Raw genomic sequence first — 15,422 nt, 5'->3', positions numbered from 1 at the left:
GGTCCGCGCCAGCGCGGAAACCAAAACTAAATCCCGCTGGGCGGATTGTCCGTTCAGCCTATCTGTTCCTTAAAAATCATCTAGTAAATTATTGTGATAGAAAAACTCAGAAACATCGCGATCATCGCCCACGTCGACCACGGCAAAACCACGTTAGTTGACCAACTTTTACAGCAATCCGGCACCTTCGACGCGCACACCAAAGTCGACGAACGGGTGATGGACTCCAACGCGCTGGAAAAAGAACGCGGCATTACCATTCTGGCGAAAAACACCGCGATCGACTGGAACGGCTATCACATCAACATCGTCGACACCCCAGGCCACGCCGACTTCGGAGGCGAAGTTGAACGGGTTTTATCGATGGTGGATTCAGTTTTATTGTTAGTTGACGCGGTCGACGGCCCGATGCCGCAAACCCGCTTTGTCACCAAAAAAGCCTTTGCCTTGGGTTTAAAACCCATCGTCGTCATCAACAAAGTGGATCGCCCTGGCGCTCGCCCTGATTGGGTTGTCGATCAAACCTTTGACTTGTTCGATAACCTCGGCGCCACCGACGAGCAATTGGATTTCCCGATTGTGTATGCCTCGGCGTTAAATGGTTTCGCCGGCCTGGAAGCCGACGTATCCGGCGGCGATATGACACCGCTGTTCCAAACTATTGTCGATAAAGTAGCGCCGCCGCCGGTTGATGTGGACGCACCGTTCCAAATGCAAGTCATCAGTCTGGATTACAACTCCTACGTCGGCGTAATCGGCATCGGCCGTATCAAGCACGGCAAAGTCTCGCGCAACATGCCATTGACCATTATCGATAACGAAGGCAAAACCCGTAGTGGCCGCATGCTGAAACTGTATGGTTTCCATGGCTTGGAGCGGGTAGAAGTGGAAACCGCGCAAGCGGGCGACATCATTGCCTTCTGCGGTATCGAGAATTTAAAAATCTCGGAAACCTTGTGCGACCCTAACAATGTAGTTGCCTTGCCGCCGCTATCGGTCGACGAACCGACCGTGAGCATGACCTTCCAGGTCAACAATTCGCCGTTTGCCGGTAGAGAAGGTAAATTCATTACCACTCGCCAAATTTACGACCGCTTACAAAAAGAGTTGCAGCACAACGTGGCCCTGCGTGTTGAAACCACCGACGATCCGGATAAATTTAAAGTGTCCGGTCGTGGCGAGTTGCACTTGTCGGTATTGATCGAGAACATGCGCCGCGAAGGTTTCGAGCTGGGCGTTTCGCGCCCGCAAGTGATCATCAAAGAAATTGACGGCATCAAACAAGAACCGTTTGAAAATGTCACGATTGAAGTGGAAGAGCAGCATCAAGGCACCATCATGGAAAAATTGGGTGACCGTAAAGGCGACCTGAAAGACATGGTGCCGGACGGTAAAGGCCGCATCCGCTTGGAATATGTCGTGCCTTCCCGCGGTTTGTTGGGCTTTCAAACGGAATTCCTGACCGCAACCTCCGGTTCGGGTTTGTTCTATCACGTATTCGATCATTATGGTCCGGTGAAAGAAGGCGCGGTGGGCAATCGCGTGCGTGGCGTGTTGATCTCCATGGCCAAAGGTAAAGCGGTCGATTATTCACTGTATCCGCTGCAAGCTCGCGGTGAGTTGCTGGTGGTTAATGGCGATGAAATCTACGAAGGTCAATTGGTCGGTATCCATTCTCGCGGTAACGATTTAGTGGTTAACCCGACCAAGCCCAAACCTTTAACCAACATTCGCGCGGCGGGCTCTGACGACAGCTTGACCTGCGCCAAAATTCAAAAAATGACGCTGGAACAAGCTTTGGAATTTATCAGCGATGACGAGTTGGTCGAAGTGACACCTAAATCAATTCGTCTACGTAAAATCTTATTGACTGAAAACGAACGCAAACGCGCACCGAAATAGGCAAACAAAAAAGCCGTGCTCGTCGCAAAGACGAGCACGGCTTTTTTATTCAGAAAACCAGATTGGGCTTATTGCAATACGAATTTTAAGCCTATCACCAGCAGTAAAGTCGCTAACACCGGACGCAAAAAATATTCGGGAATCTTTGCACTTAGATGACTGCCGACCCAAATACCCGGCACCGACCCCAGCAGCAAGCTGATCAGTAAATCCAGATCGAAATTCCCCAGGCTCAAATGCCCCAAACCAGCTACCGCGGTTAAAGGAATCGCGTGCGCCAAATCGGTGCCGACAATTTTCAAGGTCGTCATTCTTGGATAAAGAAATAGCAAAGCAACGGTTCCCAAAGCTCCGGCACCAACCGACGACAATGTCACCAACACCCCCAGCACCGCACCAGTAAAAACCGTGGCAACTTTTTCCCACCGTGGTGAAAATCGGCCACTATTTACCTGGTTGCTGTGTTCGTCATCAATCTCCGCACTCTTGGACGCTTTGCGCAACAGAATACTGCGAACCAGCAAGGCCAGAGCGGTCAGCAACAAAGCCACACCCAAGGTAAAGGTAATTGCACCGGTCACTTCCTTGCCAACCTCCATCAGATTTTTCAACACATAAAGTGTTACACCTGCAAAAGGCAAGCTACCCAACGCCAACCAGCCGACGATTTTCCAATCTACCGAACCGTGCTTACCGTGATGAACAAACACCCCTGCGGTTTTCGTAATCGACGCATACAGTAAATCCGTGCCTACCGCGACGGCGGGTTTAAAGCCAAACAAAAACACCAGAAGCGGCGTCATCAACGAACCGCCGCCAACCCCGGTAACACCCACCAACATACCCACGGCAAAACCGGATGCCGTATACATTAAATTCATAGACAATCACCTTAAACTTCATAATATTCGATAAGTGACTTCATTATGCCAGCGCAGCCACTCAGCCTATTAATGATTAAATTGCATATGTATATTTAATTTTTAGATATTTATCGGTCTGAGCGCACGATTGCTCTACACCTAAATGACTGAGTCCGACGCCATCTTTTAGTAAACTGACGAGTATTCACTAAAATCCAACTTTAGGAGGATTTATGGTTAAGCAAGCGATAGTTTTGGTATTTGGCTGGCTTTTGTCAGGCACGGCCTTCGGCGATCAAGATGACTGGGTCTACACGCCACGTCAGCAACCGCAGCAAAGACAATACCGGCAGCAACCCGAGCAGCGGCAATACAATCGCCGAGACTATTCCAGCAATGACTATGATGACCAGGATCGTGATCGTGATCGTGATCGTGATCGTGATCGTGATCGTGATCGTGATCGTGATTTTCAAGACTATCAAAGAAATCAAGGCAATCAAGGTTTTCAGGGCTATCGAGGTGGCTATCGCGGCTACGTTCCTCAGCCTCCGACCGGCTATCAGGCTCCCGCCGACTATTATGGGTTACCGCCAGTAAGGGGTTTCGTCTACCCACCGCAACCTCAGCAAATGCCGGGATTCGAGAATCACCAACGCGGACGCTGGTAGCCGCAAAACGAATTATTGATCTTTAGCATGAAAAAGGGCAGCAGGCTTTCGACATCTCTTCACTCAGATTGACCTTACGATACTGAGCGTTTTTGTCGGGAATTCGATAAATTGTCGGACAGTTGGCAAGCGTTCCCGAAGATAGAGCTTTTTGCGGGTTTTGAGATAGCGATGAAAGTGCTGGGGGTCTACTTACAAGGAAGCCTTTAACACATTGATTGCACTGGCGTGCCCGACAAACTTACCACGAACGGAATCAATAACATATGCTTCGCCTTGAGCCTGACGGAAGACTTACTCGAAGCGGCCTTAAGTTTTAAAAACAAACAGTTATTGCCGAATTTTGGCACCGACGGAAATTGGTCATGATTTTGCTTGGCGGTTAATGCCTGTCCAAATCAAATCGACTAAGGGGAATAAAATGTTTGAACACAAAAATCTTGACGGCACATGGAACCGCGTTGTTTCAACAAGCGATGCGTATCTGAGTGGTGATATTCTGGAAACGCGGGATATGGTCGGCACCGAACCAGAGAGAATCGCGCGTATGCAATTTGCTGTGATTGGCCAGCGCCTGGTCGAACGTTGCCTGCCGCCGGAAGCCTTAAGTGAAACTTGGGCGCAGGATGCCGGCAAGCTGCCTTGGTGGGATTCGGTAAAAAACCCGCCGCATATGGGTATTATCGCCGACTTCAACAGCCACAACGGCGGTTTGCATCGGATTCCTTTCGACGCCAATCATAACGTCGTTGGCTTTGCCAGCGATGGCGAGGAAATCGTTCTCGGTAAAGGTGTGTACACAGTCACCCGCAAAAGCGATGGCAAAGAGTTGAGCGCTGCATCGCAAAGTGAGCTGCGCGCGTTGTATTTCGCATAAGCGGTGGATTGATCGGCACTGGACCCGGTTAACCCGGTTTTATTAACCCGGCCCTCAAACATCGTTGCTCCCGCTTAAGCGGGAGCCCCGTTTTCTCACTCCCGCTCACCGGTATGATAAGTTTTAGGTAATAATCGGCGCTAGCTGAGAATGCTACGAGTTTTTTCGCTGAACGCAGATTGTCGGAACGGAACATGGGCATACAGGATCGCGACTACTACCGGGAAAAATATCAACCAGGGTCTAAAATTGCCGGCCCTGATGTGGTCGCTCATCGGACGACGCAGCGGGATCGCGGAAAATCCGGTCACAGCGGCATTCGCTATCTTTTGTTTCCGGTCTTAACCATTGCCGCCCTGTGGTACGGCGCCGATGCCTTTTTGAGGTTCCAACAGTCCAAAAGGCAGACGGAGATACCGCTTCCGGCGGCTATGGCTCCGCAAGCCCAACCACAATCTAATCTGATTACTCCCAAAGCCGGCGGCGTGGTTTTAAAAACCGACCCGCAAGGCCATTTTCGCGGTACGGTGTTAGTCAATAATGTGCCTATGCCTTTTCTAATCGACACCGGAGCGACCAAAACCGTGATTCCGAGCAGTATGGCAATCCAAGCCGGTTTGCCCTTCGGCGGCGTGGTGCAATCCAATACTGCTGGCGGCAAAGTAGCGGATCGCGCGACTCAAATCACAAGCTTGGTTCTGGGTAGTGCTGTCATTAAAAATCTTGATGCGCACATCAACGACCACCTGGATGAAGTGTTGATTGGCATGAATACTTTAAAATATTTCCAGATCACGCAAACCGGCAATACGCTGACTTTGTTAGCCAATAACCAAGCCGGCATCAGACCGGCCAGCCAATACGTGGACAGCCTGGAGAACTTGGCCGCCAATCAATCTGCCAAAAAGCCCACGACCATCAAAAAAACCGTGCATTGCGATGAACGCCAGGTTTGCACAACAACCTATAGCGATCATTAATGCCGGCCATTAGCAGCAGTTTTTATGCTTACCTATCGCGCTTGCGTTGGATCAAGCGTTGGGGTTTGAAGCGCAACGCCCATGAAGAAAATGTCATGGAGCATAGCTGGGAAGTGGCGGTGATTGCCCACACGCTGGCCTTAATCAAAAATCGCTATTTTGACGGCCAACTCGATGCCAATGCGGTCGCCACCGCCGCGTTGTATCATGATGTAACCGAAGTGATTACCGGCGATTTGCCGACGCCGATCAAATACCACTCGCCAGCGATTCTGGGTGCTTACAAGCAAATCGAACAACAGGCCGAAACCGAGCTGTTGAACTTGTTGCCGGGCGCATTGCGCGAGGATTTTCGCTCGTTTATTCAACACGAAAACCTGCCGGATGTTCATCAGCACATCATCAAAGCAGCCGACAAGATTTCCGCTTATCTAAAATGCCAGGCCGAACTCAAAGCCGGCAACACCGAGTTTGAAATGGCCGCCGCGCAGTTGGCTCAGAATATTCATGAATTGCAACAGCCGGAAGTAGTGTTTTTTATGCAGGCGTTTGCGCCGAGTTGCGGCTTGACGCTGGATGGCTTAATGCAAAAAAGCGATGCCGAAAAAGGCCGGACTCTATAATCCGCGCACCAATAGTTTTAACTGATTTTTAAATTCGCTTTTCAACCGATAAAGCTGCGCGGGCCTATGCGCGCCGGCTGTTTCGGTTTGCCCTTCTACTGTTTCCAGCACCCCCAGTTCCTCCATTTTTCGTCGAAAACTGACTTTGTTCAGGGTCTCGCCTAAGCAAGCCTCGTACATTTTCTGCAATCTCGGCAAGCTAAAGGTTTCACCGGCCAAGTAACAAGGCAAGGAGGAATACTGCGACTTGTTACGAATCCGCTCCACCGCCGCGGCAATGATGTCGTTATGGTCAAACGGTAGGCGCCGCAAGGCATCCACTGCACAAATAGTCAGGCCGGGATGGTTTGCGGACAAGATCAAATCGGCATCGACCAAAGCAAAATACACCACCGAGATTGACCAGCCGCGTGGGTCCCGCGCTGCGCCGGCAAAGGTTTTCAGTTGCTCTAAATAGGGCGGCAGCAAACCGGTTTTTTGTTGCAGGATGCGTACCGCGGCGTCCAGGCAATCCCTATCGTCTTGCGCGTGAATATACCCGCCGGGCAAGGCTTCCTGGTTTGCGTAAGGTTCTTTGTCGCGTTTGGACAGCGTAACGCACAAGCGATCTTCTTGGATGATCAGCAAGACAATATCAACAGTTGAAATAATGGGTTCGAGCATAGCAATATTGAGTTGGGCTACTTGAGGCATCTTAGTTAGTAAAGAATTATAACTATACCTGCATAAAAAATAGCGCACGATAAATTTTTGTTAGTTGCATTATGTAACTAACAGGGTTAAGCTAAGCCCATCTCAACTATCGTCGCAGGTTAAAGCTCATGGCAAATACTCAATTACTGATCATTGATGCGCAAAACGACTTTTGCGATAACACCCCCGAAGGCTATGCTCCGGCCCTGCCCGTGCCGGGCGCCTATCAGGATTGCCTGAGACTGGCGCAGTTGATTGAACAAGCCGGACTTGCCATTGCCGGCGTTATCGCCACGCTCGATACCCATCACATGATCGATCTGGCACACAACAGCTCTTGGCTAACTGCAGAGGGTGTAGCCCCACCCCCATTTTCCCGGGTGACTGCCGCTGACTTTTTAGCAGGCCGTTATCGCCTGGCCGTCACACCGGTGTCACCGGAGCAAAACGATTATGTTCTAAACTACCTGCAACAACTGGAGCAGATGCAGCGGCCTTTTATCCTTTGGCCGCCGCATTGTTTAATCGGGACACCGGGACACAAGCTTAACCCCGAGTTGGCGCAAGCCTTAAGCCATTGGGAAACGCGAACCTGCAAACCCGTTACGCTGGCGCAAAAAGGCGAAAACATTTGGACGGAAAGCTTTTCCGCACTAAAAGCCGTCATCCCGGACCCTGCCGATCAGGCCACGCAGTTGAATCGAGCACTACTGGAAATACTCGCTGAGTCGGATCGTTTATTAATCGCCGGCCAAGCCAGCAGCCATTGCGTCAAGGAGACGATCAGCGACATCTTGCAGTTCGGCGCCGCCGAGCTAAAACGCAAGCTAGTGATCCTGACGGACTGCATGAGTCCTATCAGTGGATTCGAAGCGGCGGTCGAACAATTTTTTACCGAACTGCGCGCACAAGGCATTCGTTTGGCAACCAGCGCCGAAATGGCTTTGGAACTGGTCCCCGAAAATAACCCATACTAAGGAATGCACATGACTCCCATCGTCAAAAGCCTGCTCGAAAACGATTTGTACAAATTTCCGATGTGGCAAACCATGCTGCATAAGCGCCCGGAAGCCAGCGCCGAATACGACTTTATCTGCCGGAGTACGCCGGAATACCCGCTGGCCGACTTGCTGGCTGATGTCAAACAAGAGCTGGACCACCTTTGTTCGCTGCAATTTGCCGACGACGAGTTGGTCTATTTAGCCAAACTACGTTACTTAAAACCCGATTTCATCGAGTTCCTGTCCTTGTTTCGGTTTAGAAGCAAATACATCAAGGCATTTGCGGAAGGCGACACCCTGAGAATTCAAGCCCAGGGTCCGCAAGTGCATGTGATGAATTTCGAGATATTTTGTTTGTACATCGTCTCGGAACTGTATTTTCGCCGCTTCGATCAAGCGGCGCTGCTGGCGGAAGGCAGACGCCGCTTGCAGGCAAAATTAGCTACCCTTAAAGCCTTTGCCGAGCAACCCGCAAAAACCCATGCCTTCGAGATTTTCGATTTTGGTTTACGGCGGCGCGCCTGGAGTAGCTGGCAAGAAGAAGTGGTGCGGACCTTTCAAACCGAAGTGCCCGGCTTGTTTAAAGGCACATCCAACGTCTATTTGGCCAAAAAATTTGGTTTAACGCCGATCGGCACCATGGCGCATGAATATCTGCAATCCTACCAAGCCCACGTGGTGCGGCTGCGCGAGTTTCAACGTATGGCCTTGGAAGATTGGGCGCAGGAGTTTCGCGGCGATTTGGGTGTGGCGTTGACCGACACCATTGGGATGGATGCATTTTTGCGCGATTTTGATTTGTATTTTGCCAAGTTGTTTGACGGCCTGCGGCATGACTCCGGCGATCCGGTGATTTGGGGCGAAAAAGCCATCGGCCATTATCAAAAACTACGCATCAATCCGCATGGCAAACGCTTGGTGTTCTCGGATGGACTGGATATTCCCAAGGCAATCAGTCTTTATCAGCACTTTGGTGATCGCATTCAGTTGGGCTTTGGGATCGGCACAAATTTAACCAACGATCTTGGCGGCCCCAAGCCTTTGAATATTGTGATGAAGCTGGTGCGCTGCAACGGCGACCCGGTGGCGAAATTGTCCGACGCCCCCGGCAAAACTTTATGCAATGACCAAACCTTTATCGCCTACTTGCGGCAGATTTTTAATCACTACGCCTAAATTCTGCATAGGAATTGTTATGTCTACTTGTCCCTTAACCGTCGCCATCGCCCAAATCAATCCTATGGTCGGCGATTTTGCCGGCAACTTGGCGATTGCCAAAGATGCTTATCGCCAAGCCGGCGCGCAGCAGGCGCAATTGTTAGTGTTCCCGGAGTTGTCCTTGTGCGGGTATTACCCCGGCGACCTGTTAAACGAATCGACCTTTATTCGCAAAGCCTACGAAGCGTTGGCAGAGCTGACTGCTTTTTCAACGCAGTTTCCGGACCTCGTTGCGATTGTCGGCACGCCGATAAGAGCAAACGGCCCCGGTAAGCCGCTGTATAACGCGCTGATCGCCATCCGTAACGGCGAGACTATTGCGGAATATCACAAGCAACTGTTGCCCACCTACAATATTTTCGATGAGCGCCGTCATTTCGAGCCGGGTCAACAGGGCGCGGTGAGTATAGATGTCGGCGGTTATAAAGTAGGGCTGATGATTTGCGAGGACGGTTGGAATGATGACGCCGACGATTATCCGGTTAATCCTTACGAAGCACTTGCCCGGATGCGCCCGGACTTGGTGGTCAGCATCAATGCCAGCCCGTCCAATATCGGCAAACGCGCGCAACGCCAACAAGTGATTTGCGGCGCCGCCCGCCGGCATGGCTTGCCGATACTGTATGTCAATCAAGTCGGCGGACAAGACAGCATTGTGTTTGACGGGGCTTCCTTTGCCGTGAATGCCGATGGTGAGATTGCGCGCGAATGGCCGGCTTTCCAAACGGTGATAGATACGCTGCGTTTTACAGAAGGCGGATTTCAAACCATTGCGCAATCGGCCCAGCCCCAAATTGATAATGATCAGGAATTCATTCTTCAACATATCCTGCTGGGCTTACGCGATTATGTGCGGCGCTGCGGCTTTAAGCGAGTCGTGGTGGGTTCGTCGGGCGGTATTGATTCGGCGTTGACGATTGCGATTGCCGCCGAGGCCTTGGGACCGGAAAATGTCATCGCCATCACGATGCCGTCGGCATTTTCCAGTAGCGGGTCGGTAAGCGACTCGCAGTTACTGTGCGAGGCTTTGGGGGTAACGCTTTACAGCTATCCGATCAAGGCGCTGGTCAATGATTTTGGGGGGCAATTTCAAAGCAGCTTTAACGATGAATTGCGCGGCTTGAGCCTGGAAAATCTGCAAGCCCGCCTACGCGGTACCATCCTGATGGCGTACTCCAACCACTCCGGCGCGATGGTCCTCACTACCGGTAACAAAAGCGAAATATCGGTGGGTTATTGCACCTTGTACGGCGACACCAACGGCGGCTTGGGCCTGATTGGTGACTTGTACAAAACTGAGGTGTACCGGCTATCCGCTTACATTAACCAACGCGCCAATCGCGAGATTATTCCCGCGGCGATTTTAACCAAACCGCCTTCCGCCGAATTGGCGCCCGATCAAAAAGACACCGATAGCTTGCCGCCTTACGAGGTGTTGGATGAAATCTTGAAACTGCTGATCGAAGGCAAGCAGTTGGCTGAGCGGGAATATCAACAAGCCCAGGAGTTTGTGACTGGCTATCGAGCCAGCGCCGCCGGCGAAGCGGTGTACCAACGCATCGTCGGCATGATAGCCCGCAACGAATACAAACGCCGACAAGCACCGCCCATCATTCGGGTGCGACCCAAAGCGTTCGGCGCCGGCCGGCAAATGCCGATAGCGGCCAAGCATTAAGGCTAGAGCGATGACTAAATACCAAAAAGCCATTGTGATTGGCCGTTACCAAATTTATCACAAGGGGCACGAGCAACTAACCCGCCGGGCCTTGGAGATTGCTGACGAGGTGCTGGTGATTGTCGGTTCGTCCTTTCAGTCCAGAAATATCCGCAATCCGTTTAAATGGACCGAGCGGGCGGCCATGATCACCGCCACGCTGCAGGAGAGCGAGCAAACCCGCCTGACATTTTTACCGGTGCGGGATTATTACGACGATACGCTGTGGAATGCCGATGTCAGGCGGCAAGTTGGAGCATGTGTGGCGGACGGCGAACGGGTTGCGTTGGTCGGCTTTAACAAGGACGAGTCCACGTACTACCTGGATAATTTTCCGGATTGGGCGATGGAAGCGATAGAGTCCGAGCTGGATATTGATGCTACGGCGCTGCGCCACCAGCTGTTTGCGGCGGAAAGCGCGGAGACCGCGTTGACAAACATCGCCAGGCGGATTTCTGTGCCGGTGCGGGATTTTTTAAATGATTGGGCAAAGAATCCCGAGTACGCGGTATTAAAAGCGGAATACGCCAAAATCGATGCAGAGAATCAAGTCTATGCTGGTATTCCTTGGGATATTATTGCCACCACCGTCGATGCGGTAGTCACTGTCAACGATCATGTATTGCTGGGTAAGCGCAAACATTATCCCGGCAAAGGCTTGTGGGCTATCCCCGGCGGCTTTCTGGAGAAACGCGAATCCTTGCTGCAAGGCGCGATCCGCGAATTGAAGGAAGAAACCAGCCTGAACCTGCCGGATGCCGCTTTGCGAGACTGCCTGCAACAGGTTAAAGTGTTTTCCCACCCCAGAAGATCGTGCCGTGGCCGCGTCATCACGCATGCGCATCACTTTGCTTTGGCAACTCCTTGGCTTGATGGGTCTCGGCCGGAGATAAAAGCAGCGGACGATCTTGAAAGCGTGGCCTGGATACCGATCACGCAGCTGCCGGCACTGGAAGAAGCGCTGTTTGAAGACCATTTCGCTATCTTGTGCAACTTCCTGTCATTTCAAACTAAGTAGGACGATGCACGTTATTTAAGCTTAACAGGGCAGAGGGAATAGCCAGGGAAACTTATCCATGAAACCCGAAGATTTACCAAAACTGGTCAGCGTTACTATGCCTTACGGCAAATACAAGGGCCGCGTTATCGCCGATTTGCCCGGCCACTACCTCAATTGGTTCGCGCGCGAAGGGTTTCCTGCCGGTGAATTAGGCAGACTATTGGCATTGATGCAGGAAATGGATCACAACGGCCTAAAACCTTTGCTCGAGCCGCTCAGACAAATAAAGTCCTGACTATTAAGCTGGTCCTTAATATGACTGGTCTTTATTTGCCCAGTATCGGACGGCTGTTTTTTAGGCAAAAAAATTCCGACACGAGGCCGGATTAAGGGAGGAAGTTATTGCGCTGAACATCTCTGCAATGGTGAGCATAGTATCAGTGTTTCCTAATGCCTGGAATGCGACATAATGTCACGCGCCACCTGGCTGAAACGCAGTTTAATGATGCCCGTGGTGACCAAAATGTCCGTGACCGTGATGCCCGCCATAGCCCCTATGGCCTCCGTATCCCCACCCGCCGCGAAACATTGGCACAGGGACCGGCACAACAGGCGCCGAATAGCCGTAACTATAGCTACCGTAACCATACGGCGTATACGTCGCGGGATAAGACTCGGCATAGGGTGCGTAAGCCACACAACCGCTCAACATAGTCAGACTCAAAAACATCAGGGCGAGGCGTATTCGCGTGTTCACGACTACCAACCTTGCCGTATATTCCGATCACACCGCGGTGCGGGGATGGGTTGTTGATAGACAAACCCTCTCACTGGCGGCAACCCGTAATAATCTGCCGGCGCCTGGTAATAGCCGACTGCGGGCGGCGGCACGTATGCGCGGTAATACGGATTGTTATAGTGATACCCGTAGTGCTCGCGTTGGTAACTATGATGATGTCTACCGCCCCAGTTGCCGTCATGCGCAAATGTTGCGCTCGAAAATAGCAAGATGGTTGCCAATGGTGTGGTAAGCCTGAACATAAATCCTCCTTATCCGGGATCTTCAGTTGCGGCTCATTGTTCACCCGCAGGCTTAAACATCTCTTAACTGACGATAATTCTTAATAAGACTTTTCCGCGCACGGCATGAACGGTGCCGCCTGATTGCATATTTCCATAAAATACCTGGCTGGATGGTATGGTGTCAGGTAAAACAGCTAACAATTGCATTTAACATGGAGACGATATGAGCAACCTGTTTGAGCCGATCAAAGTGGGGGACATCAATTTACCTAACCGCATCGTGCTGGCACCTTTGACACGCTGCCGAGCCAGCGCCGGCCGGGTGCCTAACGAATTGATGGCCGAATACTACGCACAGCGAGCGGATGCCGGGCTGATTTTAAGCGAAGCCACCAGCGTGTCCGCGCAAGGTGTGGGCTATCCGGACACGCCCGGCATTTGGTCGGATGAGCAAGTGGCGGGCTGGACCAAGGTAACCCAAGCAGTACATGCAGCGGGCGGACGAATTTTCCTGCAACTCTGGCACGTCGGCCGGGTGTCGCATCCGGACTACCTAAACGGCGAGTTGCCCGTCGCGCCCAGTGCGATTGCGCCCTTGGGGCATGTCAGCTTGCTGCGGCCGATGCGGGATTACGTGACGCCCAGAGCCTTGGACATCAGCGAAATCCCCGGCATTGTCGAGACTTACCGCAAAGGCGCGGAAAACGCCAAACTTGCCGGTTTTGACGGCGTGGAGATTCACGGCGCCAATGGTTATCTGTTAGACCAATTTTTGCAGGACAGCACCAATAAAAGGACCGATGCCTACGGCGGCTCGATTGAAAACCGCGCCCGCTTAATGTTGGAAGTGACCGATGCCGCTATTTCGGTATGGGGACCGGGTCGCGTGGGTGTGCATCTTGCGCCCAGAGGCGACTCGCATACGATGGGTGATTCCGATCCCTTAAATACCTTTGGCTATCTGGCCGAGCAATTGGGCAAACGCGGCATTGCTTTCATTTTTACCCGAGAATCGCTCGGAGAAAACCGCATCAGCCCGGCGTTGAAAAAGCGTTTCGGCGGCGTGTTGATTGCCAACGAAGGCTTTAATAGAGAAACCGCGCAGCAAGTCATTGCAGCCGGCGAAGCGGATGCCGTTTCGTTTGGCAAGGACTATATTGCCAATCCCGATTTAGTCCGGCGTCTGCAACTAAATGTGGCCCTTAACCCCTATCATGCTGAAACCTTTTATGTGGCCGCGGGGCAGGATCCGAGAGTTGGCTATACCGATTACCCGAGTTTGGTAGCGGAAGTGGGCTAAAAATCTTGTGGTTCCCGCGCAAGCGGGAACCACACATGCTACACGCCAGAGTTTTGCGAGGCCCACAGAGAAAGCTTAATCGCCACGCGGAACTTCAGACAACGCCATATCCTGCAATAATTCCAGCCAAATCTGGCGATATTTTGGACATCCGGCTTGGTAAAAACAGTTGGTCAAGACGCGCCAACCAGCCATGCTGGATTTCTTCAGAGGGTGTCCTGAATTTTGTGTAAACGGGGTTTCAGTTATAGGCTTGGCATTCGGTCGTCGAATTGAATGCTAAACCGATTTAAAGCGGCTTTCCAGTCATGCAAGGGCATGGTCCATTTTTTACTAATATTAATCAGTGCCAGATAAAACAGTTTCGATAGTGCCTCGTCATTGGGGAAAGAGCCGCGATTCTTGGTGATTTTCCTCAGGCTCATATTGACCGACTCGATGGCGTTGGTGGTGTAGATGATACGGCGTATTTCGGGCGGATAGTCGAAAAATGGGATGATGCGGCTCCAATTACGCCGCCATATTTGGGCAATCGAGGGATAATCGCCGCTCCATTGTGCCTCGAACTCAACCAGTTGCTGCTCGGCCTCTGTTACGGTAGCCGATTGATAAATCCGCTTGAGGTCATCAGCAATCCGTTTGCGCATTTTCCAACCGACATAGTTCAGACTGTTACGCACCAGGTGGACGATGCATAACTGAACGGCGGCTTGCGGATAAACGGCTTCGATGGCTTCGGGAAAGCCTTTCAAACCATCGACACAGGCGATGAAAATGTCCTGTAAGCCGCGATTTTTCAGTTCCGTGACCACCTGTAACCAGAACTTGGCACCTTCGGTTTGTGCGATCCACAGCCCTAGGACTTCCTTCTCGCCGTTCAGATTAATACCAATCGCCAGATAGACGGCTTTGACCCGCACGGCGCCGGTGTCGCGGACTTTGACATGGATACAGTCGAGATAGACAATCGGATAAATCGGTTCCAGCGGACGTGATTGCCAGGCTTTGACTTCATCGGCTACCGCATCGGTGACCGAGGAAATCAACGAAGGCGACACGTCGGCGCCATACAACTCTTCCAGATGACTCTGGATTTCCCGCACCGTCATACCTCGGGCATACAGTGAAATGATCTTGTCGTCGAAACCTGTCCAGCGCGTCTGATGTTTAGCGACGATTTGCGGCTCGAAACTGCCGTGCCGGTCTCGCGGAATCTCAATCGGCAATTCGCCGAAGTCACCTTTGAGATTTTTTCGGCTCTTGCCATTACGTGCATTGCCGCTGGGATTAGTGACGGCTTCATGCTTGGCGTGGCCCAGATGTTCAGTCATTTCTGCCTCTAAAGCACGCTCAACCAAAGCCTTGGTCAATTGCTTCAGCAGGCCATTTTCGCCAATCAGGTCTTCGGGTTTCTGATAACCCGACAACAAGGAATCGAGCAACTCGGTAGGGATGGATTTTGATACGGTCATTTTTTCTCCTCTAGGGAACGGCAGTTTCCTGCCTAATGGCCGTTTACACAAAAATTCTTACACCCTCCCTTGTGGCTTTGCCCTT

At 51.7% G+C, this 15,422-nt stretch carries 16 protein-coding genes; 11 read left to right on the top strand and 5 right to left on the bottom strand.

Going from position 1 to position 15,422, the window contains the following annotated elements:
- Nucleotides 1-93 precede the first annotated feature (93 nt).
- The gene (gene typA, locus JWZ98_RS00495; protein WP_346015185.1) at nt 94-1,902 is read left to right on the top strand and encodes a translational GTPase TypA; all 1,809 of its coding nucleotides are present in this window, start codon (nt 94-96) and stop codon (nt 1,900-1,902) included.
- Between the two features lie 68 nt (nt 1,903-1,970).
- Here typA and JWZ98_RS00490 read toward each other — a convergent pair whose 3' ends face one another.
- Nucleotides 1,971-2,783, bottom strand: coding sequence for a sulfite exporter TauE/SafE family protein (locus JWZ98_RS00490; protein ID WP_205452531.1), 813 nt, complete (start codon nt 2,781-2,783; stop codon nt 1,971-1,973).
- Nucleotides 2,784-3,065: 282 nt separating this feature from the next.
- Here JWZ98_RS00490 and JWZ98_RS00485 point away from each other — a divergent pair, with 282 nt between their 5' ends.
- The 4 genes from JWZ98_RS00485 (at nt 3,066) to yfbR (ending at nt 5,916) form a co-directional block, all read left to right on the top strand.
- Entirely contained in the window at nt 3,066-3,365 is a 300-nt protein-coding gene (locus tag JWZ98_RS00485; protein WP_205452529.1) for a hypothetical protein, read from the top strand.
- 414 nt (nt 3,366-3,779) lie between these two features.
- Nucleotides 3,780-4,313 (top strand): hypothetical protein, encoded by a 534-nt coding sequence (locus tag JWZ98_RS00480; protein WP_240348158.1) that lies wholly within the window; start codon nt 3,780-3,782, stop codon nt 4,311-4,313.
- 194 nt (nt 4,314-4,507) lie between these two features.
- Nucleotides 4,508-5,293 (top strand): retropepsin-like aspartic protease, encoded by a 786-nt coding sequence (locus JWZ98_RS00475; RefSeq protein ID WP_205452525.1) that lies wholly within the window; start codon nt 4,508-4,510, stop codon nt 5,291-5,293.
- Complete coding sequence (yfbR, locus tag JWZ98_RS00470) at nt 5,293-5,916, top strand: 5'-deoxynucleotidase (RefSeq protein ID WP_205452524.1); 624 nt, start codon at nt 5,293-5,295, stop codon at nt 5,914-5,916. The genes JWZ98_RS00475 and yfbR overlap by 1 nt, the downstream gene beginning before the upstream one ends.
- Here the strand turns inward: yfbR and JWZ98_RS00465 are convergent.
- On the bottom strand, nt 5,911-6,579 hold the full coding sequence (locus JWZ98_RS00465) for an NUDIX domain-containing protein (RefSeq protein ID WP_240348156.1): 669 nt from the start codon (nt 6,577-6,579) through the stop codon (nt 5,911-5,913). The two genes, yfbR and JWZ98_RS00465, sit on opposite strands and share 6 nt — an antisense overlap.
- 158 nt (nt 6,580-6,737) lie before the next feature.
- Here JWZ98_RS00465 and JWZ98_RS00460 point away from each other — a divergent pair, with 158 nt between their 5' ends.
- From JWZ98_RS00460 to JWZ98_RS00440, 5 genes are read left to right on the top strand one after another with little or no spacing between them, the layout of a single operon-like run.
- Nucleotides 6,738-7,586 (top strand): isochorismatase family protein, encoded by an 849-nt coding sequence (locus tag JWZ98_RS00460; RefSeq protein WP_205452522.1) that lies wholly within the window; start codon nt 6,738-6,740, stop codon nt 7,584-7,586.
- Nucleotides 7,587-7,595: 9 nt separating this feature from the next.
- Nucleotides 7,596-8,786 (top strand): nicotinate phosphoribosyltransferase, encoded by a 1,191-nt coding sequence (gene pncB / locus JWZ98_RS00455; protein WP_205452521.1) that lies wholly within the window; start codon nt 7,596-7,598, stop codon nt 8,784-8,786.
- A gap of 19 nt (nt 8,787-8,805) precedes the next feature.
- Nucleotides 8,806-10,503, top strand: coding sequence for an NAD+ synthase (locus tag JWZ98_RS00450; protein WP_205452520.1), 1,698 nt, complete (start codon nt 8,806-8,808; stop codon nt 10,501-10,503).
- A gap of 10 nt (nt 10,504-10,513) precedes the next feature.
- A complete protein-coding gene (locus JWZ98_RS00445) occupies nt 10,514-11,560 on the top strand; it encodes an NUDIX domain-containing protein (protein WP_205452519.1) in 1,047 nt (348 codons plus the stop codon).
- A 58-nt stretch (nt 11,561-11,618) separates the two neighbouring features.
- The gene (locus JWZ98_RS00440; RefSeq protein ID WP_205452518.1) at nt 11,619-11,837 is read left to right on the top strand and encodes a DUF3820 family protein; all 219 of its coding nucleotides are present in this window, start codon (nt 11,619-11,621) and stop codon (nt 11,835-11,837) included.
- Nucleotides 11,838-12,041: 204 nt separating this feature from the next.
- Here JWZ98_RS00440 and JWZ98_RS00435 read toward each other — a convergent pair whose 3' ends face one another.
- Together JWZ98_RS00435 and JWZ98_RS00430 are read right to left on the bottom strand one after the other, a co-directional pair.
- Nucleotides 12,042-12,299 (bottom strand): hypothetical protein, encoded by a 258-nt coding sequence (locus JWZ98_RS00435; RefSeq protein ID WP_205452516.1) that lies wholly within the window; start codon nt 12,297-12,299, stop codon nt 12,042-12,044.
- 2 nt (nt 12,300-12,301) lie between these two features.
- Nucleotides 12,302-12,583, bottom strand: a complete 282-nt coding sequence (locus JWZ98_RS00430; protein ID WP_205452515.1) for a hypothetical protein — start codon at nt 12,581-12,583, stop codon at nt 12,302-12,304.
- 205 nt (nt 12,584-12,788) lie between these two features.
- Here JWZ98_RS00430 and JWZ98_RS00425 point away from each other — a divergent pair, with 205 nt between their 5' ends.
- Nucleotides 12,789-13,865: an alkene reductase gene (locus JWZ98_RS00425; protein ID WP_205452514.1), complete on the top strand. Its 1,077-nt coding sequence runs from the start codon at nt 12,789-12,791 to the stop codon at nt 13,863-13,865.
- Between the two features lie 245 nt (nt 13,866-14,110).
- Here the strand turns inward: JWZ98_RS00425 and JWZ98_RS00420 are convergent, their stop codons facing one another.
- On the bottom strand, nt 14,111-15,337 hold the full coding sequence (locus tag JWZ98_RS00420; protein WP_205452513.1) for an IS256 family transposase: 1,227 nt from the start codon (nt 15,335-15,337) through the stop codon (nt 14,111-14,113).
- Nucleotides 15,338-15,422 lie beyond the last annotated feature (85 nt).

It is taken from the genome of Methylomonas sp. EFPC1, assembly GCF_016925515.1.
GTDB classification, from domain to species: domain Bacteria; phylum Pseudomonadota; class Gammaproteobacteria; order Methylococcales; family Methylomonadaceae; genus Methylomonas; species Methylomonas defluvii.
The sequence above is the reverse complement of the archived record's forward strand: the minus strand, read 5'-3'. Positions and strand labels throughout refer to the sequence as shown.

Bases quoted from the DNA above. Each gene is read 5' to 3' on its own strand.
- yfbR (WP_205452524.1), top strand. From the start codon at position 5,293: ATGCCGGCCATTAGCAGCAGTTTTTATGCTTACCTATCGCGCTTGCGT.
- JWZ98_RS00450 (WP_205452520.1), top strand. From the start codon at position 8,806: ATGTCTACTTGTCCCTTAACCGTCGCCATCGCCCAAATCAATCCTATG.
- JWZ98_RS00485 (WP_205452529.1), top strand. From the start codon at position 3,066: ATGACTGGGTCTACACGCCACGTCAGCAACCGCAGCAAAGACAATACC.
- JWZ98_RS00440 (WP_205452518.1), top strand. From the start codon at position 11,619: ATGAAACCCGAAGATTTACCAAAACTGGTCAGCGTTACTATGCCTTAC.
- JWZ98_RS00420 (WP_205452513.1), bottom strand. From the start codon at position 15,337: ATGACCGTATCAAAATCCATCCCTACCGAGTTGCTCGATTCCTTGTTG.
- JWZ98_RS00490 (WP_205452531.1), bottom strand. From the start codon at position 2,783: ATGAATTTAATGTATACGGCATCCGGTTTTGCCGTGGGTATGTTGGTG.
- JWZ98_RS00425 (WP_205452514.1), top strand. From the start codon at position 12,789: ATGAGCAACCTGTTTGAGCCGATCAAAGTGGGGGACATCAATTTACCT.
- JWZ98_RS00475 (WP_205452525.1), top strand. From the start codon at position 4,508: ATGGGCATACAGGATCGCGACTACTACCGGGAAAAATATCAACCAGGG.
- JWZ98_RS00465 (WP_240348156.1), bottom strand. From the start codon at position 6,579: ATGCTCGAACCCATTATTTCAACTGTTGATATTGTCTTGCTGATCATC.
- JWZ98_RS00430 (WP_205452515.1), bottom strand. From the start codon at position 12,583: ATGTTCAGGCTTACCACACCATTGGCAACCATCTTGCTATTTTCGAGC.
- pncB (WP_205452521.1), top strand. From the start codon at position 7,596: ATGACTCCCATCGTCAAAAGCCTGCTCGAAAACGATTTGTACAAATTT.
- JWZ98_RS00460 (WP_205452522.1), top strand. From the start codon at position 6,738: ATGGCAAATACTCAATTACTGATCATTGATGCGCAAAACGACTTTTGC.
- JWZ98_RS00445 (WP_205452519.1), top strand. From the start codon at position 10,514: ATGACTAAATACCAAAAAGCCATTGTGATTGGCCGTTACCAAATTTAT.